The 26,146-nt window shown below is 69.8% G+C and carries 24 protein-coding genes; 12 read left to right on the forward strand and 12 right to left on the reverse strand.

Annotation, left to right across the window (positions count from 1 at the left end; all coding sequences use genetic code 11):
- Positions 1-430: 430 nt before the first annotated feature.
- The 3 genes from AB3X07_RS21450 to AB3X07_RS21460 form a co-directional block, all read right to left on the reverse strand.
- Positions 431-1,270, reverse strand: coding sequence for an NrdJb (locus AB3X07_RS21450; RefSeq protein WP_369941080.1), 840 nt, complete (start codon positions 1,268-1,270; stop codon positions 431-433).
- Between the two features lie 88 nt (positions 1,271-1,358).
- On the reverse strand, positions 1,359-2,033 hold the full coding sequence (locus AB3X07_RS21455; protein WP_369941082.1) for a hypothetical protein: 675 nt from the start codon (positions 2,031-2,033) through the stop codon (positions 1,359-1,361).
- Between the two features lie 193 nt (positions 2,034-2,226).
- Positions 2,227-4,380, reverse strand: a complete 2,154-nt coding sequence (locus AB3X07_RS21460) for an adenosylcobalamin-dependent ribonucleoside-diphosphate reductase (RefSeq protein WP_369941084.1) — start codon at positions 4,378-4,380, stop codon at positions 2,227-2,229.
- Positions 4,381-4,855: 475 nt separating this feature from the next.
- Between AB3X07_RS21460 and AB3X07_RS21465 the strand changes: the two genes are divergently transcribed.
- On the forward strand, positions 4,856-6,301 hold the full coding sequence (locus AB3X07_RS21465; protein WP_369941086.1) for a Do family serine endopeptidase: 1,446 nt from the start codon (positions 4,856-4,858) through the stop codon (positions 6,299-6,301).
- A 25-nt stretch (positions 6,302-6,326) separates the two neighbouring features.
- Here the strand turns inward: AB3X07_RS21465 and AB3X07_RS21470 are convergent, their stop codons facing one another.
- Positions 6,327-6,554, reverse strand: coding sequence for a hypothetical protein (locus AB3X07_RS21470; RefSeq protein ID WP_369941088.1), 228 nt, complete (start codon positions 6,552-6,554; stop codon positions 6,327-6,329).
- 160 nt (positions 6,555-6,714) lie between these two features.
- Here AB3X07_RS21470 and AB3X07_RS21475 point away from each other — a divergent pair, with 160 nt between their 5' ends.
- From AB3X07_RS21475 to AB3X07_RS21500, 6 genes are all read left to right on the forward strand, one after another.
- Positions 6,715-7,083 carry a hypothetical protein gene (locus AB3X07_RS21475; RefSeq protein ID WP_369941090.1) on the forward strand — a complete coding sequence of 123 codons (369 nt, stop codon included), beginning with the start codon at positions 6,715-6,717 and terminating at the stop codon, positions 7,081-7,083.
- Positions 7,084-7,088: 5 nt separating this feature from the next.
- Positions 7,089-7,586 carry a phage holin family protein gene (locus AB3X07_RS21480; RefSeq protein WP_369941091.1) on the forward strand — a complete coding sequence of 166 codons (498 nt, stop codon included), beginning with the start codon at positions 7,089-7,091 and terminating at the stop codon, positions 7,584-7,586.
- Entirely contained in the window at positions 7,583-8,041 is a 459-nt protein-coding gene (locus AB3X07_RS21485; protein WP_369941093.1) for a hypothetical protein, read from the forward strand. The genes AB3X07_RS21480 and AB3X07_RS21485 overlap by 4 nt, the downstream gene beginning before the upstream one ends.
- Before the next feature lie 145 nt (positions 8,042-8,186).
- Positions 8,187-9,308 carry an AI-2E family transporter gene (locus tag AB3X07_RS21490; protein WP_369941095.1) on the forward strand — a complete coding sequence of 374 codons (1,122 nt, stop codon included), beginning with the start codon at positions 8,187-8,189 and terminating at the stop codon, positions 9,306-9,308.
- 112 nt (positions 9,309-9,420) lie between these two features.
- Positions 9,421-10,137 carry an HAD family hydrolase gene (locus AB3X07_RS21495; RefSeq protein ID WP_369944837.1) on the forward strand — a complete coding sequence of 239 codons (717 nt, stop codon included), beginning with the start codon at positions 9,421-9,423 and terminating at the stop codon, positions 10,135-10,137.
- A 79-nt stretch (positions 10,138-10,216) separates the two neighbouring features.
- Positions 10,217-11,587 carry a leucyl aminopeptidase family protein gene (locus tag AB3X07_RS21500; protein ID WP_369941096.1) on the forward strand — a complete coding sequence of 457 codons (1,371 nt, stop codon included), beginning with the start codon at positions 10,217-10,219 and terminating at the stop codon, positions 11,585-11,587.
- A gap of 312 nt (positions 11,588-11,899) precedes the next feature.
- Here AB3X07_RS21500 and AB3X07_RS21505 read toward each other — a convergent pair whose 3' ends face one another.
- Both AB3X07_RS21505 and AB3X07_RS21510 read right to left on the reverse strand, forming a co-directional pair.
- Positions 11,900-12,646, reverse strand: a complete 747-nt coding sequence (locus AB3X07_RS21505; RefSeq protein WP_369941098.1) for an anti-sigma factor family protein — start codon at positions 12,644-12,646, stop codon at positions 11,900-11,902.
- The gene (locus AB3X07_RS21510) at positions 12,643-13,158 is read right to left on the reverse strand and encodes an RNA polymerase sigma factor (protein ID WP_369941100.1); all 516 of its coding nucleotides are present in this window, start codon (positions 13,156-13,158) and stop codon (positions 12,643-12,645) included. The genes AB3X07_RS21505 and AB3X07_RS21510 overlap by 4 nt, the downstream gene beginning before the upstream one ends.
- Positions 13,159-14,007: 849 nt before the next feature.
- On the opposite strand from AB3X07_RS21510, the gene AB3X07_RS21515 reads away from it, so the two are divergent.
- Positions 14,008-15,111: a catalase family peroxidase gene (locus tag AB3X07_RS21515; RefSeq protein ID WP_369941102.1), complete on the forward strand. Its 1,104-nt coding sequence runs from the start codon at positions 14,008-14,010 to the stop codon at positions 15,109-15,111.
- Entirely contained in the window at positions 15,108-15,677 is a 570-nt protein-coding gene (locus AB3X07_RS21520; RefSeq protein WP_369941103.1) for a cytochrome b, read from the forward strand. The genes AB3X07_RS21515 and AB3X07_RS21520 overlap by 4 nt, the downstream gene beginning before the upstream one ends.
- A gap of 292 nt (positions 15,678-15,969) precedes the next feature.
- On the opposite strand, the gene AB3X07_RS21525 is transcribed toward AB3X07_RS21520, so the two are convergent.
- The gene (locus tag AB3X07_RS21525) at positions 15,970-16,782 is read right to left on the reverse strand and encodes a ThuA domain-containing protein (protein WP_369941105.1); all 813 of its coding nucleotides are present in this window, start codon (positions 16,780-16,782) and stop codon (positions 15,970-15,972) included.
- Between the two features lie 401 nt (positions 16,783-17,183).
- Here AB3X07_RS21525 and fhuE point away from each other — a divergent pair, with 401 nt between their 5' ends.
- A complete protein-coding gene (gene fhuE, locus AB3X07_RS21530) occupies positions 17,184-19,322 on the forward strand; it encodes a ferric-rhodotorulic acid/ferric-coprogen receptor FhuE (protein WP_369941107.1) in 2,139 nt (712 codons plus the stop codon).
- 264 nt (positions 19,323-19,586) lie between these two features.
- Here fhuE and AB3X07_RS21535 read toward each other — a convergent pair whose 3' ends face one another.
- The 4 genes from AB3X07_RS21535 to AB3X07_RS21550 all read right to left on the reverse strand — a co-directional run bounded on the left by AB3X07_RS21535 (position 19,587) and on the right by AB3X07_RS21550 (position 23,339).
- Positions 19,587-20,189, reverse strand: a complete 603-nt coding sequence (locus tag AB3X07_RS21535) for a response regulator transcription factor (RefSeq protein ID WP_369941108.1) — start codon at positions 20,187-20,189, stop codon at positions 19,587-19,589.
- A gap of 51 nt (positions 20,190-20,240) precedes the next feature.
- A complete protein-coding gene (locus AB3X07_RS21540; protein ID WP_369941110.1) occupies positions 20,241-21,428 on the reverse strand; it encodes a sensor histidine kinase in 1,188 nt (395 codons plus the stop codon).
- 121 nt (positions 21,429-21,549) lie between these two features.
- The gene (locus tag AB3X07_RS21545) at positions 21,550-22,437 is read right to left on the reverse strand and encodes an ABC transporter permease (RefSeq protein WP_369941111.1); all 888 of its coding nucleotides are present in this window, start codon (positions 22,435-22,437) and stop codon (positions 21,550-21,552) included.
- Positions 22,434-23,339 (reverse strand): ABC transporter ATP-binding protein, encoded by a 906-nt coding sequence (locus AB3X07_RS21550; protein ID WP_369941113.1) that lies wholly within the window; start codon positions 23,337-23,339, stop codon positions 22,434-22,436. Before AB3X07_RS21550 ends, AB3X07_RS21545 begins: the two co-directional genes overlap by 4 nt.
- 247 nt (positions 23,340-23,586) lie before the next feature.
- Between AB3X07_RS21550 and AB3X07_RS21555 the strand changes: the two genes are divergently transcribed.
- On the forward strand, positions 23,587-24,831 hold the full coding sequence (locus tag AB3X07_RS21555) for an efflux RND transporter periplasmic adaptor subunit (RefSeq protein ID WP_369941115.1): 1,245 nt from the start codon (positions 23,587-23,589) through the stop codon (positions 24,829-24,831).
- A 296-nt stretch (positions 24,832-25,127) separates the two neighbouring features.
- On the opposite strand, the gene AB3X07_RS21560 is transcribed toward AB3X07_RS21555, so the two are convergent.
- Positions 25,128-25,430: a hypothetical protein gene (locus tag AB3X07_RS21560; protein WP_369941117.1), complete on the reverse strand. Its 303-nt coding sequence runs from the start codon at positions 25,428-25,430 to the stop codon at positions 25,128-25,130.
- Between AB3X07_RS21560 and AB3X07_RS21565 the strand changes: the two genes are divergently transcribed.
- Positions 25,429-26,121 (forward strand): ABC transporter ATP-binding protein, encoded by a 693-nt coding sequence (locus AB3X07_RS21565; RefSeq protein WP_369941119.1) that lies wholly within the window; start codon positions 25,429-25,431, stop codon positions 26,119-26,121. The two genes, AB3X07_RS21560 and AB3X07_RS21565, sit on opposite strands and share 2 nt — an antisense overlap.
- Positions 26,122-26,146: the final 25 nt, after the last annotated feature.

A 26,146-nucleotide genomic window follows, 5' to 3' on the forward strand; every position in this document is an offset into this window, starting at 1 on the left:
AGTGCTTCCGACCACATGAATACGTGCTCTGCCGCGGCGGAGCAAGATGTAGGCCCCGTCTGCCCCCCTGCCAGCACTAAGATGACGCTCGCGCAGCAACCAGCGCCAGTTCAGCGGGGGTCTTCGCGAGCTCGCATTGTATGTCCGCTTCGGGTCGTAAGGAGCCCTTCCCTACCCCCCGATGAATTTTCTGTATCGAGCTACCGCGCAGCCCAGCGTACTACCGGGCCGGAGTCAGCATGAAACAGAAAGGAAATCTCATGAAGCGTCCCCTTTTAATTTTAAGAAAAACTACTACAGAAGACGAATCTCTGACGGCCAGCGCTCCAGCGTAGTGCATCAGTACATCCCACTAGCAGCTTATGCCTGTCCGACTAGCAGCTTATGTCTATCCGCACAATCACTCCACATCCTTGCTTTACTTAGTCAATCACCCACACTTCGAATACCCACAATTCAAACAAGTAGCACACCCGTCCATGATCACCAGGGCCTTGGTGTTGCACTTGTGGCACATCGTGGCCGACGGCGGGAAGCTCGCGCCGTCGCCGGTGACGGCGATGTCTTCTTCGTGGTCGGCGGTGGAGTCGGCGGAAGCCGTACCCTCATCCGCCCTTCGGGCACCTTCTCCCGTAGGAGAAGGAACAGCCGGCTTTACTTCACTGTTTTTTTTTGAGCGTTCTTCGTACTGCTTGCGCTTCTCGGCGATCAGCGCGCGCTGGTGGTCGCTCATCTCCGGGTCGTGCAGCAGGCCGATCGACTTCATGTGTTCTTCGACGATGCTGCCCAGCTCGGCCACCAGCGACGGCATGTACACGCCGCCGGCCTTGAAGTAGCCGCCCTTGGGGTCGAATACGGCCTTCATCTCGTCGACCAGGAAGGTGACGTCGCCGCCCTTGCGGAACACGGCGGACATGATGCGGGTCAGCGCCACGATCCACTGGAAATGTTCCATGGACTTGGAGTTGACGAAGATCTCGAACGGGCGGCGCAGTTCGTGCTCGGTGCCGGCGTTGAGCACGATGTCGTTGAGGGTCACATACATGGCGTGTTCCACCAACGGCGATTTGATCTTGTAGGTGCTGCCGATCAGCACGTCCGGGCGCTCGATGCGCTCGTGCATGTGGATGATGTTGTCGGCCGGGGCCTCGGCCTCGGCGGTGGCACGGTCGATCGACGTGGCGGGCACGGGCGGTGCGGCCTCGCGCGCCTTGTCCTCGGCGGTGACGACGGCGTAGCCCTTGATTTTCTTGTCGATCTTGACGGCCATGGTGCGTTCCTGATGTGTGTCGTGGTGGGCGCGCGCCCCTCGCCCGGCCTCTCTCCCGCGGGCGGGAGAGAGGGTGCAGCGGGACGGCTTACTTCCTGGCGCGGGTGGCCGCGGCCTTCTTGCCGGCGCTCTTGCGCACGGCGGTCTTCTTCACCGCGGCGGTCTTCTTGGCGACCTTGGCGGTGCTCTTCTTGGCGGCCTTGGCGACCTTCTTCACCGCCTTCTTGGCGACAGCCTTGCGCGCGCCGACGATCTTCTTGACAGCGGTCTTCTTGGCGGCCACCGACTTCTTGGCAACGGCCTTCTTCGCGGCGACCTTCTTGGCGGCCTTCTTCGGCGCCGCCTTCTTGGCCGGAGCCTTCTTCACCGCCGCCTTCTTGGCGGCGGCCTTCTTCGCCGGCGCCTTCTTCGCGGTGGCCTTCTTGGCGGTCTTCTTGCCGGCCTTCTTCAGCGCGGCGGCTTCGGCCTGGGCGTTGGCCTTGGCCGCTTCCAGCTTCTTGCGCGCGTTGGCGACGGTCTTCTTCACCGTCTTGCCGGCCTTCTCGGCGCGCTTGGCGACGGCCTTTTCGGCCTTCTTGACCGCCTTGCGGGTCTTGGCGACCTGGTCCTGCACGCGCTTTTGCACGTTCTCGGCGGTCTGCTTGACGCTGGCGACGGCCTCGCTGGCGGTGGCGGCGACGGCCTCGCCCACGTTGCTGGCGGTTTCTTTCACGTTCTCGACGACCTGCGTCAGCGTCGCCGTCACACCATTACCGTTGCTCATAAAACCCTCCTCAGGGTGTCAGTGTTTATGTAACGCGGGCGATGCTATACCGATTGCAACGAAGCGTGGAACCGGAGGCGGCGACACATGACGGGCGGTAGGCAAGCGTTGGGGAAACGCGGAGGGCCGCACCCCCCGGGCCTGCCCACCGCGACCGCTCCCCGCGCCGGCACGCGGGGAGCGACGGGCGGCCTCAGAACTTGCCGTAATACCCTTCCTTCAGCGCGTCGAACAGGTTGGCGGCGGTGTGCAGTTCGCCGTCGTATTCGATTTGCTCGTTGCCCTTCACTTCCACCACGCTGCCGTCTTCCAGTTCGAAGCGGTAGGTGGTGTTCTCCAGGTCCGCTTCCTTGACCAGCACGCCCTGGAAGGCGGCCGGGTTGAAGCGGAAGGTGGTGCAGCCCTTCAACCCCTGCTGATGGGCGTAGCGGTAGATGTCCTTGAACTGCTCGTAGGGGTAGTCGGTGGGGACGTTGGCGGTCTTGGAGATGGAGCTGTCCACCCACTTCTGCGCGGCGGCCTGCACGTCCACGTGTTCCTTGGGGTGGATGTCGTCGGCGGCGATGAAGTAGTCCGGCAGCTGCGCGTCGGCGGCCTCGGCGAACGGCATCGCCTTGGGGTTGACCAGGTGGCGGTAGGCCAGCAGTTCGAAGGAGAACACGTCCACCTTCTCCTTGCTCTTCTTGCCCTCGCGGATCACGTTGCGGCTGTAGTGGTGGGCGAAGCTGGGCTCGATGCCGTTGGAGGCGTTGTTGGCCAGGCTCAGCGAGATGGTGCCGGTGGGGGCGATGGAGCTGTGGTGGGTGAAGCGCGCGCCGACCTCGGCCAGCTCGTCCACCAGTTCCGGCGCCACCTCGGCGATGCGCTGCATGTAGCGGCTGTACTTGGCGTGCAGCAGCTTGCCTTCGATCCGCTGGCCCACGCGCCAGCCGTCCTTCGCCATTTCCGGGCGCTGGCGCAGCATCGCGGCGGTGACTTCGAAGGTCTCCTGCATGATCGGCGCCGGGCCCTTTTCCTTGGCCAGGCTCAGCGCGGTTTCCCAGCCGGCCACGGCCATCTCGCGGGCGATGGCTTCGGTGAACTCGCAGGACTGCGCGCTGCCGTACTTCATGCGCAGCATGGTCATGGTCGAGCCCAGGCCGAGGAAACCCATGCCATGGCGGCGCTTGCGCAGGATCTCCTCGCGCTGCTGCTGCAGCGGCAGGCCGTTGACCTCGACCACGTTGTCGAGCATGCGGGTGAACACCCGCACCACTTCCTTGTATTCCTCCCAATCGAAACGCGCGCGGTCGGTGAACGGGTCGCGCACGAAGTGGGTGAGGTTGATCGAGCCGAGCAGGCAGGCGCCGTACGGCGGCAGCGGCTGCTCGCCACAGGGGTTGGTGGCGCGGATGTTCTCGCACCACCAGTTGTTGTTCATTTCGTTGACGCGGTCGATCAGGATGAAGCCCGGCTCGGCGTAGTCGTAGGTGGAGACCATGATCATGTCCCACAGGTGGCGGGCGCGGATGTGCCCGTACACCTTGCACGCGACCAGGCCGTCGTCGCGGACGATGTAGTTGGTGTGGGTCGGCCAGTCGCGCCAGACCACGGCGCCGGCGTCGGCCAGGTCGATGTCGGCCTCTTCTTTGCGGTTGACCGGGAACACCAGGGGCCAGTCGGCGTCGGTCTCCACCGCCTGCATGAAGCCGTCGGTGATCAGCAGCGACAGGTTGAACTGGCGCAGCCGCCCGTCCTCGCGCTTGGCGCGGATGAAGTCCTTCACGTCCGGGTGCGACACGTCGAAGGTGCCCATCTGCGCGCCGCGGCGGCCGCCGGCCGAGGACACGGTGAAGCACATCTTGTCGAAGATATCCATGAACGACATCGGCCCGGAGGTGTAGGCGCCGGCGCCGGCCACGAACGCGCCGCGCGGGCGCAGCGTGCTGAACTCGTAGCCGATGCCGCAGCCGGCCTTGAGGGTCAGCCCGGCTTCGTGGACCTTCTCCAGGATGCCGTCCATCGAGTCGGTGATGGTGCCCGACACGGTGCAGTTGATGGTGCTGGTGGCCGGCTTGTGTTCCTGCGCGCCGGCGTTGGAGGTGATGCGCCCGGCCGGGATCGCGCCGCGGCGCAGCGCCCAGGCGAAGCGCTCGAACCAGTAGGCGCGCTTGTCCTCGGTGGTCTCCGCATCGGCCAGCGCGCGCGCCACGCGCTGGTAGGTGCCGTCGATGTCGGCATCCAGCGGCTCGCCCTGCTTGGTCTTCAGGCGGTACTTCTTGTCCCAGATGTCCTGCGACGCAGGCTGCATCGGGATGGGGCTCTGCTTGGACTCGGTCTGGACGACTTCCAGGCGCACCGTGCTCATTCTGTTGTGTTCTCCTCGAACCTGTCCCGATGGGGCGGATGGCCTGGCCGTCCGCCGTGTCTCTTAGTTGTATGTGGTCTGCGCTGTGCCACGACGACAGCCGTGGCGGCGCGGATGGCGCGGCCCTGCGTTCGATGGGAATGCGTTGGGCAGGCGACTGCCCCTGTCACGTCCACGCCCCTGCGTCACTGCGCGCGCCCCCTGGGATGTGAAGACCCAGTGAAAAACCCCTAGTAGTTGGGTTGAACAGCCGCCCCACCGCTACATGTAGTGGCAGAACGAAGACGCCACGCTAACCCTGGGCGGGCCCGCTGTCAACGCTGAACCGGTGTCGAGCGGCGCTGCCGTACGCCGCCGTGGGTTTGCCTGGCATCGGGCTTTCACTGGCGGTTAAACGCCGCGCGTTCATCTTGATTTATGCGCCCCGGCGCCCACCTGTCCTGCGTCTCCCGCCGTGTCATCCGGAACCCGACCCATGCGACCGCTGCCCACGCTGCTGACCCTGACCGCCGCCGCCGCTTTCGGCGGCTTCGCCGCCACCGCGATCAATGCGCACCTGGACAACCGCGCCGAGGCCGCGCCCGCCCCGGCCGCGCCGGTGGCGCAGACCGTGGCCGGCAGCGCCGCCTTGCCGGCCTCGGTGGCCGGGCAACCGCTGCCGTCGCTGGCGCCGATGCTGCAGCAGACCATGCCGGCGGTGGTGAGCATCAACACCAAGCAGGTGGTGCGGGTCCGCAACCCCTACTTCAACGACCCGTTCTTCCGTCGCCTGTTCCCGGACATCCCGCAGGAGCGGATCAACGAATCGCTGGGCTCGGGCGTGATCATCGACGCCAAGAACGGCTACGTGCTGACCAACCACCATGTGGTGGAGAACGCCGACGACGTGCAGGTGACCCTGGCCGACGGGCGCAGCTTCAAGGCCGAGTTCATGGGCTCGGACGCGGACACCGACGTGGCGCTGATCCGGATCAAGGCCGACAAGCTCACCGAGATCCGCCTGGGCGACAGCAGCAAGCTGCGCGTGGGCGATTTCGTGGTGGCGATCGGCAATCCGTTCGGCTTCACCCAGACGGTGACCTCGGGCATCGTCTCGGCGATGGGCCGCAACGGCATCCGCGGCCTGGGCTACCAGAACTTCATCCAGACCGACGCCTCGATCAACCCGGGCAACTCCGGCGGCGCGCTGGTCGACCTGCACGGCGAGCTGGTCGGCATCAACACCGCCAGCTTCAATCCGCAGGGCAGCATGGCCGGCAACATCGGCCTGGGCCTGGCGATCCCGTCCAACCTGGCGCGGGCGGTGGTCGATCAGTTGCTGAAGAACAACGGGGTGATGATCCGCGGCACCTTCGGCATCGAGACGCAGAACCTGACCACGCAAATGGCGCAGGGCCTGGGCCTGGACGCGCCGCGCGGGGCGCTGGTGACGCGGGTGCTGAGCGGGTCGGCCGGCGCGGCCGCGGGTCTGCAACCGGGCGACGTGGTGGTCGGCGCCAACGGCGAACGCCTGGACAGCGCCGAGGCGCTGCACAACTACGAGGGCCTGCAGCCGGTGGGCAGCACGGTGACGCTGGACGTGCGCCGCGACGGCAAGCCGCTGCAGGTCAAGGCCACGCTCAAGGAACAGCCGCGCGCGGTGAGCGGCGAGTCGCTGGACCCGCGCCTTGCCGGGGCGACCTTCACCGACCTGCCCGAATCGCTGCGCCAGTCCGGCATCAACGGCGTGCTGGTAGGCAACGTCGCACGCGGCAGCCGCGCCGCGCGCAACGGCCTGGCCGGCGGCGACATCGTGGTGGCCGCCTCCACCGGCGAGTTCGCCGACCTGGCCAGCTACCGCGCCAACTTCGCGCGCCGGCCGGCGCAGCTGGTGCTGCGGGTGATCCGCAGCGGCGCGCAGGCCGACCTGCTGATGCAGTGAGGCGCCGCGCCGGCGGGCGCCGCGCTCACGCCAGGCGCGCGGCGTAGTCGTCGCGCACGTGCTGGTTGAGATAGGTGCTCAGGCCGCGCCCGGCCGCGGCCAGGCGCTGCATCTCCGCCACGTGCCAGGGCCCGGGGTGGCGCGCGTCGTAGCGGTAGGTGGCGCCATCGACGAAGCGCAGCACGATCCAGTCCGGGCCGCTCTCGTAGGCGACCACGCCCGAGCCGCCGCGATTGTTGCCGTATGCCTGCATCGCCCTTCTCCTCTGGCCACGCGCCGCGTCAGCGGCGACACTGCGCGCGGCGTCTGGCCTAACGAGCCGTACACCCCCGCGATGGTATTGCTGTCGCCCGCGCTCCGCGATGCGTTCGTGCGCAGCGGGCGGTCGCCCCTCATCCCTCAGGAGATTCACGATGAATGCCAGCCCCACCAATACCGAAAACCTCAAGGACAACCTCAGCGAAGCCGGATCGCACCTGAAGTCGGCCGCCAGCTACGCCGGCGAGGCGATCAAGGGAGCCGCCGGCGCGGCGGGCGAGGAGCTCAAGCTGGGCAAGGCCAACGTCAAGGCCGAGCTGTCCGATAGCGCGCTGTCGGGCCTGGCCGCGGCCGAATTCGGCGGCGCCGCGGCGAAGGAGCAGGTGGACGTGCTGTTGGACAAGGGCCGCGACCTGGTCGACAGCGCCGCCGAACTGATCCGCGAGCGTCCGCTGGCCGCGTTCGGCGTGGCCTTCGCCACCGGCTGGATCATCGCCAAGCTGGCCCGCAGCAGCGACAAGTAAGCCACGTGAGCGAGAGCCAGGCTCGCGACGGCGCCGCCGACGCGCCCGACCCCGCGGCGGCCGCACGGCCGACGCTGGAGGAATCGTTCCGCGAATTCGGCAACGCCGGCCGCGAGGGCCTGACCGCCACGCTGGAAGCCAGCCGTGCGCTGCGCAAGCTGGTGGCGGCGGACCTGGCCCTGGCGCGCGCGGCCTTGGCACGCGCGCTGGTGTGGCTGACCGTCGCGGTCGCGTTCGGCGGCTCGGCATGGCTGCTGCTGATGGGCGCGATGATCGCGGTGCTGCAGCGCCTGGGCTGGTCGTGGCTGGCGTCGATCTCGGCGACCGCGGCCTTCAGCCTGGTGGTTACCGCGCTCGGCGCCTGGCAGGCGCTGCGCTATTTCGAGATGAGCAAGCTCGACGCCACCCGCCGCCAGCTGGCCAAGCTGGGCATCGGCGGCGACGACGACGAGGACGACCATGCCCGCGGCGCCGCCGCCGCGGCGGAGGAAGCGCGCCGATGAAGTTCGACCAACTGCAGCGCCGCATCGCCCGCGCCGAGACCGTGCTGGAGGGCCGCCAGCAACAGATGCAGACGCAATGGACCACGCTGCAGCGGGTCTGGCGCGAAGGCTGGACGCCGCTGCGCATCATCGCCGTGGGCGTGGGCGCCGGGTTCCTGGCCGGACGCGCGGAGCCGGCGGCGGCGATCGGCAAGCTCGGCGGCGCGCGCTGGCTGCAGATGATCAGCGCGGTCTCCAGCCTGCTGACCGCGACCCAGGCCAAGGAAGCCTCCGATCACGCCGAACGCGCCGCGGACACGGCGCAGGATGCGGCCAGTGCGGTCGCCCCGGAGGCCGCCGCCGCTGGTGTCGCACCCCGGCAGCCAGCAGCCCCAACGCAGGCGGCGGCCACGACCGCGGACCAGCCGGCGCCGCCGCACGCGGCCGAAGCGGCCACCGAATTGTCCGTGCGCTGAGCGCGGTCAGCGCGTACGCCCCCTCCGCCACGCGGTCTTCATACCGCGCGGCCCAGGATTCGGCCTACACTCCGCCTCCCTCTTTTTCGCCGAACGGTGCGCGTGCGCAGGACGCGTGCCGGGGCAGGTCCGCAGCGCAGGTCAGATGAGCACACTCTCCGAATCCGTGGCCGACGCCGGCGACGTCGCGCCGCCCCCCGAGGACGCCCTTCCGCCGCCGCCGGCGCCGCGCCCGCGCGGCCCGGTCTCGCTGGTGGTGCTGGCGACGCTGGCGGTGGGCTATACGCTGTGGGCCGCGCAGGAGGTGATCCTGCCGGTGCTGCTGGCCGCGTTCTTCGCCCTTGTCGGCAACCCGATCATCCGCGGCCTGCAGCGGCTGTACCTGCCGCGCTTCCTCGGCGCGCTGCTGGTGCTGCTGTCGGGCATGGCGGTGGCGACCACGCTGACCATGCAGTTGGCCGGCCCGGCCGCCGAATGGGTGCAGCAGGCGCCCGGGCAGATGCGCCACATCGCCACCCAGGTACGCGACCTGACCAAGCCGATGCAGCAGGCCAACCAGGCCGCGGAGAACTTCGCGCGCGCCGCCGGCGGCGAGAGCGGACGGCGTGTGCAGGTGATCCGCACGCAGATGGACGACCCGTACCGGGCACTGGTGCGCACCCCGCGCCTGGCCGCCTCGGTGCTGGCGGTGGTGCTGCTGACCTTCTTCTTCATGGTGTTCGGCGAGAACCTGCAGCGGCACGCGATCGCGCTGCTGCCGAGCCGCCAGCAGCAGAAGTTCACCACCGACATCCTGCGTTCGATCGAGCGCGAGGTGTCGCGCTACGTGCTGACCATCAGCGTCATCAACACCCTGGTCGGGCTGATCTTCGCCGGGATCCTGGTGCTACTGAAGATTCCGCTGCAGGAGGCGCTGCTGTGGGGCACGGTGGTGGCGCTGCTGAACTTCGCCCCGTACGTGGGGCCGCTGATCGGCGCGATCCTGATGCTGCTGATGGGCTTCGTGGAATTCCGCGATCCGCTGAGCGCGGCGCTGCCGGCGATCCTGTACCTGGCGCTGCACATGCTCGAAGGCCAGGTGGTGACGCCGATCGTGCTCGGCCGGCGCATGGCGATCTCGCCGCTGATGCTGATCCTGGCGCTGATGCTGTTCGGCTGGCTGTGGGGCATGATCGGGCTGCTGCTGGCGGTGCCGCTGCTGGTGTGCATCAAGATGGTGCTGGCGCGGGTGGAGGGCATGCAGCGCTGGGCGCGGTTGCTGGAGTGAGGCCGGGAGTGGGGAATCGGGAATGGGGAAGCGCAAAAGCGCCGGCATGCTGTCTACGGCGCGTGGCCCGCGGCGGCTGGGGCGCTTGGCGTAAAATGTGCCGGTGACTTCCCTGCCTTCCTTCCCCGTTCGCGCGATCACGCTGGACCTGGACGATACGCTGTGGCCGTTCGCGCCGATCGGCGCGCGCATCGAGCAGGTGCTGCACGACTGGTTGCTGCAGCACAGTCCGCGCACCGCCGAGATGTTCCCGATCGCGGCGATGCGGCAACTGCGCGACGACGTGTTCGCCGCGCATCCGCACCTGGCCCACGACCTGAGCGAGCTGCGGCGCCTGACCCTGCGCCGCGCGCTGCGCGACAGCGGCGCCGACGAGGCGCTGGTGGAACCGGCGTTCGCGGTGTTCTACGCCGCGCGCAACCAGGTGGAGTGCTATCCGGACAGCCTCGCGGCGCTGGCGCGGATCGCCGCGCGGGTGCCGGTGGCGGCGCTGAGCAACGGCAATGCCGACCTGGCCACGATCGGCCTGTCCGCGCATTTCGCGTTCCAGCTCAGCGCGCGCGAGCACGGCGCGGCCAAGCCCGATCCGGGCATCTTCCACGCCGCCTGCGCGCGCCTGGGCGCGCCCTGCGCGCAGGTGCTACACGTCGGCGACCACATCGAGATGGACGTGCTGGGCGCGATGCAGGCGGGCCTGCGCGGTTGCTGGATCAACCGCGACGCGCAGTCCTGGCATCCGTCCACGCCGCCGGACCTGCAATTCGCCACCCTCACCGGCCTGGCCGACTGGCTGGACGCCACCCAGCCGGCCAGCGCGGCGCACGCATGAGCGCCGCCGCCCGCGCCCGTCCCTTCTTCGCCCAGGCCGCGCTTGTCGGCGGCCGCGCCACCCCCACAAGGACCTGCTGATGTCGCTGCCCTCCGGCTTCACCGATGCTCCCGACCACGCGTTGCCGCTGTACGTGCTGGACCGCGAAGGCCTGGCCGAATGGCGCGCCGCGCAGGCGCCGGCGTGGGTGGCGTGGCTGGACGCGCAGCAGTTCGTGGCCGCGCCCGGCACAGCGCTGTTGCTGCCCGGCAGCGATGGCGTGGCCGCGGCGGTGCTGGGCGTCGGCGACCGCGGCGACGCCTATGCCTATGCGCATGCGCCGCTGGCGCTGCCGGCCGGCAGCAGCTGGCGCCTGGCCAGCCCGCTGCCCGACGACGAGCAGGCCGCGCTGCACCTGGGCTGGGGCCTGGGCAGCTATCGCTACGCGCGCTACAAGCAGCCGGCGCGGCTGCCGGCGACGTTGCTGGCGACGCCGAGCGCGGAAGTGCGCGACCTGCTGGACGCCTGCGTGCGCGTGCGCGACTGGGTCAATACCCCGACCGAGGACATGGGCCCGGAGCAACTGGAAGCCACGGCGCGCGCGCTGGCGCAGGCACATGGCGCGCAGTGCGAGAGCATCGTCGGCGAGGCGCTGCTGGCGCACAATTTCCCGGCGATCCACGCGGTCGGCCGCGCCTCGCACCGGGCGCCGCGGCTGATCGTGCTGCGCTGGGGCGAGGCCCACCATCCGCACGTGGCGCTGGCCGGCAAGGGCGTGTGCTTCGACACCGGCGGCCTGGACCTGAAGCCGGCCGACGGCATGCGCCACATGAAGAAGGACATGGGCGGCGCGGCGCATGCGCTGGCGCTGGCCGGCTTGGTGATGGCGCAGCGGCTGCCGCTGCGGCTGACCGTGCTGATCGCGGCGGTGGAGAACGCGGTCGGCCCGAACGCGTTCCGCCCCGGCGACGTCATCGCCACCCGCCAGGGCATCAGCGTGGAGATCGACAACACCGATGCCGAGGGCCGGCTGGTGTTGTGCGACGCGCTGACCTACGCCAGCGAGCAGACGCCGGACGCGATCCTGGATTTCGCCACGCTGACCGGCGCGGCGCGGATCGCGCTGGGGCCGGACCTGCCGGCGCTGTTCTCGAACGACGACGCGCTGGCGCAGGCCTGGATCGCCGCCGGCGAGCGCACCCGCGACCCGGTCTGGCGCATGCCGCTGTGGCGCCCGTACCTGCGCTATCTGAGCAGCCCGATCGCCGACCTGGCCAATGCCGGCTCGCGCATGGCCGGCGCGGTGACCGCGGCGCTGTACCTGGAGCGCTTCGTGCCCGCGCGGCAGGCCTGGGCGCACCTGGACGTCTACGCCTGGAACGACAGCGACCGCCCCGGCCGCCCGGCCGGCGGCGAGGCGCTGGCGCTGCGGTCGGCGTACGCGATGTTGAAGGCGCGCTACGCGGGGTAAGGGCGGCGCGGTGGTGGATGGCGGCGGGCGGGCGGCGGGCGGTGTGTGCTTTGCTTTTTGTGGGAGGGACTTCAGTCCCGACGCTTTCCGTTGGCGGCACCTGCGCAGCTTCGCTCGTCGCGACTGAAGTCGCTCCTACAAAAGAGCGCGCGGTTCGTTCGATGGGTGCCCTGTAGGAGGGGCTTCAGCCCCGACAGGCAGCCTGAATCTGCAGGATTCCGACTTCGCTCGTCGCGGCTGAAGCCGCTCCTACAGGGGCGTGGCCGGGGTATCGGCACCACTGCCTGGCGGCGCGCACGGAGGACGACCCGCTCACCCCTGCCCGCGCAGCAGCGGAGCGATCTGGCGCATGCGGGTCTGGGTGGCCGGGCCGACCAGGGCGAAGGCGGTGCCGCCCTCGGACCAGTACTGCGCCAGCAGGCGGCCGTCGCGGCGCTCGCCCTCGTGCAGGCGACTGCTGCCCGGACGCAAATACAGGCCGATGCGGGCGCCACTGGCATCCTGGTACACCAGCATCGCGGCCGCGCCCTCGGGCGTGGACAGCAGGCGCCCGCCGCGCAGCGCGAAGCCCTGCGCCTGCAGGTCCGGCACCGCGCCGGCGGCACCGAAATGGGTGTGCAGCCAGCCCTGCAAGTCGGTGCGCCGGGCCGCGTCGAACTCCAGCGGCTGCTCGCCGTCGGCGAACAGGCGGTAGGCCGCCACCGCGTCGGCCATCGGCAGGCGCTCGCCGCCCAGGCGGCTGTCGCGCAGCTGCCAGCCCAGCCCGGTGCCCAGGCCCAGCATCAGCACGCAACTGGCGGCCATGCCCGCCAGGGTGCGGCGGCGCTGACGCACCCGCCGACGCAGCGCCGACGCGCTCAGTGCGGGATTGGCCGGCAGCGCCTCGGCGCCGGCCCAGGCCGCGCGCAACGCGTCGGCATCCTGTTTCCAGCCGGCCACGCGCGCGGCCTCGGCAGGGTGGGCCTGCAGCCACGCGGCGACCTGGGCGCGCTGCGCCGGGTCCAGGCGGCCATCGACATAGGCGTGCAGGGTTTCGTCGTCGGGACGGAAGAGGCTCATTTCAGTACTCGCAAGGCAGGGCCGGTGCCGCTGCGGCCTTCGCCGATCTGGCGCAGTTTCTCGCGGGCGCGCGACAGCCGCGACATCACCGTGCCGATCGGCAGGTCCAGCGCGGTGGCCGCGTCGCGGTAGCTGAAGCCTTCGACGCTGACCAGCAACAGCAACGCGCGTTGCTCGGCCGGCAACTGCGCGAACGCGGCCAGCAGCGCGCGGCCCTCGTGCACCTGTTCGGCCGACGGCGCCTGGGTCGGCTGCTGCGGCGCGAACAGGGCCAGCACCCGCTGCCAGCGCTGCGCGCGCCGACGCGTGTCGACGAACTGCCGGTACACGATCGCGAACAGCCACGGCTGCAGCGCGTCGGCATCGCGGCGGCTGGACCAGCGTCGCAACGCGCGCTCCAGCGCCGCCTGCACCAGGTCGTCGGCGCTGGACGCATCGCCGCACAGCGACTGGGCGAAACGCCGCAGCCGCGGCATCACGGCGCGCAGGGATTCATCGTCGAGGTCGTGCATGGCGTTCGCGGCAGCGTTCGGAAGCGGGCAGTTGCGGGTAGGACGCACGGCGAGGCGGATTATTCCCCAAGGCTGGGCTGGTTGCTTGGCGGGTCGGAGAGGGGCAGCCAGGAGGCCTCCAGCGGCAAGGCGTCGGGGCTGAAGCCCCTCCCACAGGAAGCGACTGTGCGGGAGGCTCCTGGAGAAGATTCCCATGGAAGCCCGTTGCCACACGCAAGCGGCTTCACCGGAAAGCGCCACCGGCGACTGTGACGATCGGCGAGGCGCTTGGAGCAGAGTCCCCATAGAGGCCGGTTGCCACGCGTAAACCTTCGCGCCAGAGCCTCACCCCAATCCCTCTCCCGGCGGAAGAAGGGACTACCCTGTTCCTTCTCCCCTCGGGACCATGGCCCCCTCTTCGGGGGAAGGCTGTTCCTTCTCCCGTCGGGAGAAGGTGCCACGCAGGGCCGGATGAGGGGACGGGCGAAGCCTCGTGCATCCAAACTTCGCGAGTCGCTTTCGCGCCGTACCCTCACCCCAACCCCTCTCCCGGCGGGAGAGGGGCTCTGTTCTTCCTTTTCCCGTCGGGACCATGGCCCCCTTGTCGGGGGAAGGTGCCCCGCAGGGGCGGATGAGGGTGCGGGCGTAGCCTCGTGCACCCAAACTTCGCGAGTCGCTTCGCGCCGGACCCTCACCCCAACCCCTCTCCCGGCGGGAGAGGGGTTCCCGCTTCACCGCAAGCGCCACCGGCGAATGTGACGATCGGCGATGCCGCGCTGCCAGCCCGACGACGAAAGAGTTGACCGCACCGGGAATAGAACGCGACGCCATGCGTCTCACTGCCAATCGCCGCCGCCACTGGAGTCCCCCATGTCCCTCCCCGATCCCACTTCGCCACCGCCGCGCCCACGCCCCTTGTGGCCGCTGGCGACCATCGCCGCGATCGCCGCCACGCTCGCCGCCGCCTTCGCCTGGAGCGCCGGCTGGCTCGGCGGCCCGCAGCGGCTGACCGCGCAGCGCATGACCGACGCCATCGAGGCCGGCGGCCCGCCGCATCCGGGCTTCCGCCGCGCGCACAGCAAGGGCATGTGCGTGAGCGGGCATTTCGAAGGCAACGGGCAGGCGCGCGCACTGTCCTCGGCACGGGTGTTCACCCAGACCGCGGCGCCGGTGCTGGGCCGCATGTCGATCGGCGGCGGCGATCCGCACGGCGCCGATGCCAGCGCGCGGGTGCGCAGCATGGCGCTGCTGCTGCGCAGCGACGACGGCCAGCAGTGGCGCACGGCGATGAACAGCTTCCCGTTCTTCGTGGTGGCCACCCCGGACGGCTTCATGGCGCAGACCCTGACCGCGCAACCGGACCCGGCCACCGGCAAGCCGGACCCGGCAAAGATGGCCGCCTTCCTGCAGCGCTATCCGGAAGCCAAGAAGTTCCAGCAGTGGGCCAAGACCGCGCCGTGGTCGGACAGTTGGGCCAATACCCAGTACAACGGGGTCAACGCGTTCCGCTTCATCGCCGCCGACGGCAGCAGCCGGTTCGTGCGCTGGTCGATGCGCCCGCAGACGCCGTTCAAGGAACTGTCGGCGGCGCAGCGCGTGCAGGCCGATGCCGATTTCCTCGGCGAGGATCTGCAGGCGCGACTGGCGCGCGGGCCGCTGCGCTGGGACCTGGTACTGACCGTCGCCGCGCCCGGCGATCCGGTGAACGATCCGTCGCAGCCGTGGCCGCAGGACCGGCAGCAGGTGGTCGCCGGCACCCTGGTGATCGATCATGCCGAACCGCAGGCCAGCGGCCCGTGCCGCGACCTCAACTACGATCCGCTGATCCTGCCGCGCGGCATCGCCGGCTCCGACGATCCGATCCTGGCAGCCCGCTCGGCGGTGTATTCGCAGTCCTTCAACCGCCGCGAGCGCGAGATCGGCCGCGGCCAGGCGCCCGAGGCCACCGGCCAGGCGCGGGGAGGTGCGCAATGAGCCGCGCCAACGCCTCCGGGCATTTCAACCTGACCGCGCGCGTGCTGCATTGGCTGATGGCGGCGATGATCCTGACCATGCTGTTCGTCGGCGTGGGCATGGTCGCCTCGGTGTCGCAACGGCCGTGGCTGCTGGACCTGCATCGTCCGCTCGGCATCGCGATCGGGCTGCTGGCGATCGTGCGCCTGGGCAACCGCCTGCGCCACCGGCCGCCACCGTTGCCGGCCGACCTGCCGTGGTGGCAGAAGAGCGCGGCGCTGGCGTCGCATTGGCTGCTGTACGCGTTGATGCTGGCGATGCCGTTGCTTGGCTGGTCGCTGCTGTCGGCCGGCGGCTATCCGATCGTGCTGTGGCCGGGCGTGCAGTTGCCGCCGATCGCGCCGCACAGCCCGGCGCTGTATGCGTGGCTGCGCAGTGCGCACGGGTGGCTGGCCTATCTGTTGTTCGCCACCGTGCTGGGGCATCTGTGCGCGGCCCTGTTCCATGCCTGGGTGCGCCGCGATGGGGTGTTTTCGAGCATGGCGCGCGGGGGTCGGGTGGCAGAGCGGCCGCGTGAGGAGACTTGAGGGAAGTTTGCGCTGTTCCAGGCCATGCGTGATGTTTGGCGATCGGTCTCGATGGGCGTTGTCGGGGGTGCCTGTCGCGATTGAAGTCGCTCCCACAAGTGGCGCCGCGGGGCGCTGATAGGGCTTGTGATGGCTGGCTCTGGCGCGGATGAATGTTCCGACCGGGGCTGGCGTTCTGTCGCGGCTGAAGTCGCTCCTACAAAAGCACTCCGGCCGGCACGCCACCCGCCTTTGTAGGAGCGGCTTCAGCCGCGACGGATCGCCCGGCCGCGCGCGTGCGGCGCGAGCGGATTCAGCGCGGGCGTGCCGCCGGCGTGGCCGTCTCGTCGGCGATGCCGCGGCCGGTGGCGGCCCAGTAGATGCCGCCGTACAGGTGCTCCAGGTAGCGCGCATCGTTGTAGGCCTCGGCCTGGTGGCCGAGCGCGGTGGCGAACACGCGACCGCCGTCGAAGCGGTGGTACCAGGCCACCGGATGCGGCGTGCCCATGCCCTTGGCGACCTGCCCGGGCCAGATCAGCGTCGGGTCGTAGCTGGTCTCGTCCACGGTCAGCAGGGTGACCAGGTCGTCGCTGTACGGCGGGTCGTATTCGTACCACTCGTCGGACCACAGCCAGCGCTGCGGCAGACCGGCGGTGGCCGGGAAGTTGCGGTCGACCACGTCCACCATCGCGGTCTGCAGGTAGGGATGGGTGCGGAACGAACGGCCGATCATGCGGTCGTACCAGTCCCATTGCCCGCGCGCGATGGCGAACGCCTTGTGCACCGCGACCACGCCACCGCCGCCACGCACGTACTTCTGGAAGTTGGCGCGCTGCGCCGGATTCAGGTCGGTGGCGGGCGTATTGAGCAGCACGATGGCCGCGTACTGCGACAGGTCGCCCTCGAAGGCCTCGGCGTTCCAGGCCCACACCAGCTCGAAGTAGTGCTGCCGCGCCATCGCCTCGAACCGCGGCTTGGCCACCGGGATGTAGTCGTGGTGGTAGGTGTTGGGAATCGCCGCGACAAGCACCTTGAACTGCCCGTCCGCCGCCCGCGCGACCGCCGCCGGCCACAGCCACGCCAGCCACAGCGACCATCCCAGGCACAGCACGCGCAGCCAGGTCATCCCGCACTCTCCATCGACAGAAGCCACCGAGCATAGCCAGTGGCGGCTGCGCCACCGCACGGCCACGCACAATTTCATAGGCGCCTGCCGAACCGGCATACCGGCGCAGGCCCGGCAAGGCCATGCCGGCATGGCCTTGCAGAGCCCGCGCCGCTACACTTGCAGGCGTGGGCTTCCCCTGATGTCACGGCCACGAAGCCCGTTCCGAGACCCCGTCCTTCGTCGGCCCGCCGTAGCGGCGGCCGGCTGCATCGACAGCGCCAGCCAGGTGCCGATGCCCCGCAGTACAGGCCGCGCCTGGGTGCGGCGGCCCGCTCCAAGCCAGCCTCCCAACCCGACCATCGCGCGGCGCCGCATGCGGCGCCGGCGACGGCCATGCCTGCTTGCCTGGAGTCCCTGCAATGACCCGTGTCCTCCCCCGCCTTCCACGCCGCTCGGCCCTGGCCGCGGCCTGCCTGATCGCCGCGCTGCCCGCGCTCGCCGCCGAAGCGGCGGCCGACAGCGCCGCCGACAGCGACGTCACCACCCTGGACAAGATCAGCGTCAAGGGCGAGCGCGCCGAAGGCTACAGCGTGCGCAAGACCACCGCCGGCACACGCTTCGAACTGGCACCGCGCGAGATCCCGCAATCGGTGAGCATCATCAGCCACCAGCGCATCGAGGATCAGGGCCTGGACGACATCATCGACGTGCTGGCCAACACCACCGGCGTGAGCAGCACCCAGTCCGACAGCGAGCGCACCGAGTTCTATGCCCGCGGCTTCTACATCGACAACTATCAGTTCGATGGCATTCCCACCACGATGGTGCAGAACTGGAGCTATGGCGACTCCGGGCTGGACCTGGCGCTGTACGACCGGGTGGAAGTGGTGCGCGGCGCCACCGGGCTGATGACCGGCGCGGGCAATCCGTCGGCCTCGGTGAACCTGGTGCGCAAGCACGCCGACAGCGCCGAGCTGACCGGCAGCGTGTCGGTCAATGTCGGCAGTTGGGGCCGCACCCGCAGCACGGTGGACGTGACCACGCCGCTCAATGCCAGCGGCTCGGTGCGCGCGCGGGTGATCGGCAGCTATCTGGACACCGACGCGGAGATGGACCGCTACCAGCAGCGCAAGACGCTGGGGTATGCGGTGATCGATGCCGACCTGAGCCCCGATACCCAGCTGAGCGTGGGCTACGACTACCAGCACAAGAAGGCCACGGGCGTGACTTGGGGCGGCTTCCCGATGTGGTTCTCCGACGGCAGCCCGACCGACTACCCGACCTCGTTCAATCCGTCGCCGGATTGGACCTACTGGGACACTACCAGCAAGCGCGCCTTCGCGACCCTGCAGCACCGCTTCGGCAACGGCTGGCAGGTCAACGTCGGCGCCACCCACGACCGCACCGACGCCGACGACAAGCTGTTCTATCCCTTCTTCGGCGCCGGCTTCGACAAGGCCGGCGGCGGCGGCATCGTGCCGATGGCCGGCTACTACAACACCGAGCGCAAGGTCGATGGCGTCGATGGCTATGTCGACGGCCCGTTCCAGCTGTTCGGGCGCGAACACCAGTTCATGGCCGGCGCGAGCTACAACCGTCGCGAATTCGCCAACCATGGCGACTTCCAGACCGGGTGGGCGCCGCTGGACAACTACCTGGCCTGGAACGGCAGCTTCCCCCAGCCGAACTGGCTGGACACGCTGCCGCTGCAGAGCCGCGGCAGCATCACCCAGAAGGCCGGCTACGCCGCCACTCGCCTGTCGCTGGCCGAACCGCTGAAGCTGATCCTGGGCGCGCGCTACACCGACTGGCGCAGCGCAGGCGAAGGCGCCGATCGCTCGCATGAGGTCACCACGCCCTACGCCGGCCTGGTCTACGCGATCGACGCCGACTGGTCGGCCTATGCCAGCTACACCGAGATCTTCCAGCCGCAGACCGCGCGCGACCGCAACGATCGCTATCTCGATCCGGTCGAGGGTAAGAGCTACGAGGTGGGCATCAAGCGCGCCTGGTTCGACGATCGGCTGAACGCGGCGCTGTCGGTGTTCCGCATCGAGCAGGACAACGTGGCGCAGTTGACCAACGAACCCATCCCCGGCCGTCCGGGCGAGTTCGCCTCCGTCGCCGCGCGCGGCACGGTCAGCCGCGGCGTGGAGTTCGAGCTCAACGGCGAACTGGCGCCGGGCTGGAACGGCAGCCTCGGCGCGTCGCGCTACGTCGCCAAGGACGCCAGCGGCGCGGACATCAACACGCAACTGCCGCAGACCACGCTCAAGCTCTACACCAGCTACACCCCGCGCACGCTTAGCGAATTGACCTTCGGCGGCGGCGTCAACTGGCAGAACCGCATCTATTACGTCGATGCGACCTACGGCCGCTTCGAACAGGAGGCCTATGCGCTGGTCAGCGCGTTCGCGCGCTACCGGCTGGCGGACAACGTGACGGTGCAGGCCAACCTCAACAACCTGCTGGACAAGAAGTACTACACGCAGATCTACGGCTACGGCGCGTGGGGCGAAACCCGCGGCGGATCGCTGACGTTCACCTGGTCGTTCTGATCGGCTTGCCGGCCCGTCGCCACGCGGCGATGGGCCTGCACGCCATCGCCGCTGCCGCTGGCCGACGCCGGCGGCAGTCCGGTTCGCGGCGGTACGGCGTGCGGTGCGCGAACGCCTGTTAGGGCACATCCAATAGTGTCCCTGTAGGAGCGGCTTTAGCCGCGACGGGCGTTACCGGGAACGCCTCGTCGCGGCTAAAGCCGCTCCTACAGGACAAACTGCGTCTGACTTGCATTGTGGCGAAAGCAAGGTCTTAGAGATGCCCTATAGCCAACCCTTCTGCCGCGCCAGCCGCGCCGCCTCGATGCGGTTGCCGACGCCAAGCTTGCCGATCGCCTCGGACAGATAGTTGCGCACGGTGCCGTGCGAGAGCCCCAACTGCGCGGCGATGTCGCCGGCCGAGGCGCCCTCGCCGGCCAGGCGCAGCACCTGGCGCTCGCGGTCGTTGAGCGGATCGGCCTCGGACCAGGCCTCCAGCGCCAGCTCCGGATCGATCGCGCGGCCACCGCGATGCACCTGGCGAATCGCATCGACCAGGCGCTCCGGCGGCGCATCCTTCAACAGATAGCCGCCAACGCCGGCGTCCAGCGCGCGGCGCAGGAAGCCGGGGCGGGCGAAGGTGGTGACGATGACCACGCGGATCGGCAGCTGCTGGCGCTGCACGCGCTGCGCCAGTTCCAGGCCGCTGAGCCCGGGCATCTCGATGTCGGTGACCAGCAGGTCCGGCCGGTGCGCCTGCAGCGCGCGCCACGCGGCCTCACCGTCGGCGGCGCTGGCGACCACGGCGAGGTCCGCTTCCAGGCCCAGCAGCGCGCCCAGCGCGCCGCGTACCATCGCCTGGTCTTCCGCCAGCACTAATCGAATCACGCGACCCCCGATCCTTGTCGGCGCATTGTAGGGCGGCCTGCGCGGTGTCGCTCAACGCAGCGCGGCATCCTCGCAGTCGTGCGGCGGCGGCGTGGGGTCGGCCGCCTGCGCCGGGGTGCGCGGCAACGGCGCCGACGCCAGCAGGCGGGTGCCGCGGCCGCGTTCGGCGTCGATCCGCAGCGACCCGCCCACCGCCTCCAGCCGCTCGCGCATGCCGACCAGGCCGGTGCCCGGCTGCATCGCGCCGCCGCGGCCGTCGTCGCGGATCTCCAGCCAGGCCTGGCCACGCTCGCACCATAGCCGCAACTGCGCATTGCGCGCGGCGGCGTGGCGCTGGATGTTGGTGGCGGCCTCGCGCAGCACCATCGCGAACACCGTCTCCAGCTGCGCGCACTGCGGCAAGGCGTCGACCTGGTAGCGGAACGCGACGCCCGACGATTCCAGCAGCAACTTGGCCGAAGCCATCTCCGCCGCCAACTGCGCCGCGCGAATGCCGCTGACCGCGCGCCGCACCTGTCCCAGGGCGTCGCGCGCGACCCGGCTGACGTCCTCCATCTCCTGCCGCGCCGCCGCCGGGTCGCGTGCCAGCAGGCGCGCGGCCAGGTCCGATTTCAGCGCCACCAGCGACAGGGTGTGCCCGAGCAGATCGTGCAGGTCGCGGCCGATGCGTTCGCGTTCGGCGACCGCGGCCAGCCGCCGCACTTCCTCGTGGCTCAGGCGCAGCTGCGCATCGGCCCGCGCGCGGCGCTCGAAGCTGATGTTCATCAGGCCCACCGCCAATCCGACCAGCACCGCGCTGGCCATGTACAGGGGCGACCAGCCCCGCGACCACCAGGCCCCCGCGAACAGCGCCAGCAACAGCAGCATCGCCAGCAGCGCGCGCGGCGCGGTGAAGCAGAACGGCAGGAACGCGCAGGCGAAGATGATGTAGCACTGCGCGCCGGGGTTGTACGGCAGCAGCACGAAGGCCAGCGCGGCCATGCCGGCCACGCACCAGCGCAGGTAACGGCGATGGCGGTAGTAGGCGCAGTAGTACAACGCCAGGAACACGGCGTAGCTGGTCATGGTCGGCCAGAACCAGCGGGTGAAGTAGTGCGGTTCGTACAACGGGGTCACGAACAGCCAGATCGACCAGATCAACGACAGCCACACGAACCAATGCGCGCTGCGCGTGGCCGCGGTCGACGTCAGGCGCCGGGCGATCAGCGATTCGGGCGAGGCGTGCAGCAAGGCGATCACGGCAGGCTCCAGGGGCGGCGTGGCCGCGCTGCGTAGCATAGCGAGTGAGCGCGGCGGCGGCGCGGCGGGGCGAGTGCGTACGCCTCCGACCACGCCCGGACGTGCTGGCAGGAACCGCCCATCAGCCTTGGCGCAGGCGCCGATGCGCCAGTGCGTAGAACACCACGGTGACCGCCAGCAACGCCGCGAGATGGCCGACGTTGCTGCCGCCGCCATCCTGGCCAACCACGCGCAACGCCAGCTGGCCGAGGTGATACGACGGCCACAGCGGCGCCAGCGTCCCCAGCAGCGGCGGCAGCAGTTGCAACGGGATCCACAGCCCGGACAGGAATGCCATCGGCAGATAGACCAGATTGACCAGCGCCGGCGCGCCGCTCCCGCCGACACGGCTGCCGATGTACAGCCCGATCGCGCAGAACGGCAGCGTGCCCAGCACGTCCACCAGCAGCAGCAAGGCGCGCTGCGGCAGCGCCAGCCGCACCCCGCCGAACAGGCCGCCAAACAATTGCAGCAGCGCCCCGATCGCCAGCGCGAACAGCATCGCCAGCGCGGTACGCGCCAGCAGCAGCGCGGCGGGCGGCACCGGCAACGCGCGCTTGAGGGTCAGCAGGCCACGGTCGCGGTCCAGCGCCAGGCCCACGCCGAACCCGAACAGCGCCGGCGCCATCACCCCGAACACGCCGTAGCTGGCCATCAGGTACACCGCGGCGGCCGCGTTGCCGTGGTTGAGCACCACGCCAAACAGCAGGTAGAACATCGGCGGGAACAGCAGCGTCGGCAGCACGAACGAGGGCGTGCGCAGCCAGCGCAGCAGTTCGTAACGGATTTCGCGCAAAAGCAGTGCGGCATGGTCGCGCAGGAGCAGCGCGGTGGGATCGCGTAGGGGCAGTGCATGATCGTCGGGGAGCGGCGCTGCGTTGTCGCGCGCGATGGAGGCGGCGCGCACGCGCTGCACGGCATCGTCGTGCAGCGCGACCGGCGCGGGATGGCGGGGGTCCGGCGTGTTCATGCGGCCTCCTTGCGGGTGATGGCGAGGAACGCCTCGGCCAGGCCGGCGCGGCGCACTTCCAGTTCGTCCAGCGCCGGGTCGGCGGCGAGCAGCCGCGCCACCACCGGTTCCGCCGGCTCGGCGACGATCTCCAATATGCCGTCGCGCGCCTGCGCGCTGCGCACCTGCGGCCAGGTCGCCACCTGCGCAGCATCCACTGCGCTGCGGCAGCGGATGCTGCGTTGCTCGAAGCGCGCGCGCAGCTGCGCCACGCTGCCTTCGGCGATCAGGCTGCCACGCTGCAGCACCGCGACCCGGTCCGCCAACGCTTCGGCCTCTTCCAGGTAATGCGTGGTCAGCAACACCGCGCAGCCGTCGCCGACCAGTTCCTGGATCGCCCGCCACACCCCTTGCCGCGCCTCGATGTCCAGGCCGGTGCTGGGTTCGTCCAGGAACAGCACCCGCGGCCGGCCGCAGATCGCCAGCGCGAATTGCACGCGCCGCTGCTGGCCGCCGGACAGGCTGCCGTAGCGGCGCGACAACAGGCCTTCCAGCCCCGCCAGCGCCACGCAATCGACGACGCTGCGCGGGCGCCGGTAGTATCCGCGCACCTGCTGCAGCAACTCGCCAGCGCGCAGCGCGTCCGGCAGGCCCGCCGACTGCAGCATCACCCCGGCCTGGCGCCGTGCGTCGAGCGTGCGCGGATCCCGGCCGCACAGGCGCACATCGCCGGCGTCGGCAGCCTGCAAGCCGAGCAGCAACGCCACCGCGGTGCTCTTGCCTGCGCCGTTGGCGCCGAGCAAGGCCAGCAGTTGGCCGCGCTGCAATTGCAGATCGACGCCCTCGAGCGCGACCACCGCGCCGTAGCGTTTGTGCACGGCGCGCAGTTGCGCCAGCGGGAGGGTGTCGGAAGCGGCGTGCATCGATGTGGCCCGGTCGTGGCAGGAGCGCTCATGCTGGGCCAAGCCGCCGCCGGCGCCCAGTGCGGCGCGTCAGCCGCCGTGGGTGACAGCTGTCACTGGCGGCGGCGGCGCGATTGCCGCATGCTGCGGCCCACGCCATGGGGAATGGCGCCGCAGCTGCCGCAGCCCGCGCAGAAAGTGACTTCCGGCAACTGGAATGCGCGCTTCGCCGGCCCACACTGCGCCCACCGATGCATCCAGGGACACGATGAGTACTTCCGCCGATCTGCTCAAGGAACTTCGTATCGACCGCAAGGCGCCGCCGAGCGCACCACCGTCGCGGCGCGGGCTGTGGATCGCCGTGGCCCTGGTCGTGCTGCTGGCGCTCGGCCTGGGCGGCTGGCTGCTGTTCGGCCGCGGCAAGGCCATCGAGGTGACCACCGCGCCGGTGGTGGCGATCGCCGCCGGCGGCAGCAGCGCCTCGGTGCTGGACGCCAGCGGCTACGTGGTGGCGCGGCGCATGGCCACCGTCTCGGCCAAGATCACCGGCAAGGTGCGCGAGGTGCTGATCGAGGAAGGCATGCGCGTGGAACAGGGCCAGGTGATGGCGACGCTGGACCCGATCGACGCCGACGCGCAGCGCCTGCTGTCGGCCTCGCAACTGGACGCGGCGCGCAGCCAGGTCGCGAACATGCAGGCGCAGCTGCGCCAGGCCGAGGCCGATGCGCAACGGTTGCAGACCCTGGCCGGCCAGCAGTTGGTGTCGCGCTCGCAGTACGAGCAGGCGGTGTCGCAGCGCGACGCCCTGCGCGCGCAGTTGCAGAGCGCGCAGCGCAACGTGGTGGTGGCCGGCAACCAGTTGTCGATCTCCGACCTCAACGTGGACAACACCATCGTGCGCGCGCCGTTCTCCGGCGTGGTCACCGCGAAGGCGGCGCAGCCGGGCGAGATCGTCTCGCCGCTGTCGGCCGGCGGCGGCTTCACCCGCACCGGCATCGGCACGGTGGTGGACATGGAGTCGCTGGAGATCGAGGTGGAAGTGGGCGAAGCCTTCATCGGCCGGGTCAAGCCGGGCATGCCGGTGGAAGCCACGCTCAACGCCTATCCGGAGTGGAAGATCCCGGCCGAGGTGATCGCGATCATTCCTTCGGCCGACCGCGGCAAGGCGACGGTGAAGGTGCGCGTGGCGTTGAAGCAGAAGGACGCGCGGATCGTGCCGGAGATGGGCGTGCGCGTGAGCTTCCTGGAGGCGCCGCAAGCGCAGGCGCAGGACAAGCTGCAGGGCGTGCGTGCGCCGGGCGCGGCGATCGTCAAGCGTGGCGGCCAAGACGTGGCGTTCGCGCTGAAGGAGGACAACACGGTCGAGCAGCGCGCATTGAAGACCGGCATCGCCCTGGGCGACGACCGCCAGGTGCTGTCGGGCCTGGCGGCCGGCGACACGGTGGTGCTGGATCCGCCGGAGGGCTTGCGCGATGGCGTCAAGGTGAAGATGGCGGAGGCGACCGAGCAATAGCGGTGGGCGCAAGCGTGTGAGATAGCGCGCGCTGGCGCGAACCATAGCAGGGAGCAGGCTTGTGCTCTGGCTTGTGCTTCTGCCCCTGCTTTGGCTGTTGCTCTGCTTTTTGCTTTTGACTTACCGGGTTCCCTTCCGCAGCGGCGGATGGACCGGGGAAACACCCGAAGGGCGGCGCACATGGATGTGCGCCGTCCGCGGCAGGGGCAGGATGCCCCTTCCGCGGATCCCCGGTGCATCCGCGGACCCGTAGCGCGCAGCGCGGAGGGCGCGAGGCAGGGCGTGCTTTCTTTTGGTTACTTTTCTTTGCACGAGCAAAGAAAAGTGACCCGCCGCCAGGCGGAAGCTCTGGCTTTCGGGTGTCGCTTTGGTTTTGTTTTTGTAGGAGCGGCTTTAGCCGCGACGGACACTTCCTGGAGGAATGTCTCGGTCGCGGCTAAAGCCGCTCCTACAGGGGATCGGTTCTCACGCAACAGCAAGTGCAAGAGCAACAGCAGCAACAGCAGCAACAGCAACAGCAACAGCAACAGCAAAGCAGCATCCGCGTACCGCTTCCGCCCTCGCATCCACCACCCGTCCATTGCCAGGAACACCACCATGTCCACCCTCGTCACACTGCGCAACGTCACCAAGACCTACCAGCGCGGACCCGAGAAAGTACAAGTCCTGCACGGCATCGACCTGGAGATCGAACGCGGCGACTTCGTCGCCCTGATGGGGCCCTCCGGCTCCGGCAAGACCACCCTGCTCAATCTGATCGGCGGCCTGGACACCCCCAGCAGCGGCGAGATCGAGATCGAGGGCGAACGCATCGACCGCATGAGCGGCGGCCAGCTCTCCACCTGGCGCAGCCAGCACGTCGGCTTCGTGTTCCAGTTCTACAACCTCATGCCCATGCTCACCGCGCAGAAGAACGTGGAACTGCCGCTGCTGCTGACCAACCTCGGCGCCGCCCAACGCAAGCGCAATGCCGAGATCGCGCTGACCCTGGTCAACCTCGCCGACCGCCGCAGCCACCGCCCCAACGAACTGTCCGGCGGCCAGCAGCAGCGCGTGGCGATCGCCCGCGCCATCGTCTCCGACCCCACCTTCCTGATCTGCGACGAACCCACCGGCGACCTCGACCGCCACGCCGCCGAGGAGATCCTGCAGCTGCTGCAGCAACTCAATCGCGAACACGGCAAGACCATCATCATGGTCACCCACGACCCCAAGGCCGCCGAGTACGCCAGCCACACCGTGCACCTGGACAAGGGCGAACTGGCCGACGCGCCGCTCTCGGCGCATTGAATCGGCCGCCGACGCGCGCACCCCG

Source organism: Xanthomonas sp. DAR 35659, from assembly GCF_041242975.1.
In the GTDB taxonomy this organism is placed as follows: Bacteria; Pseudomonadota; Gammaproteobacteria; order Xanthomonadales; family Xanthomonadaceae; genus Xanthomonas_A; species Xanthomonas_A medicagonis.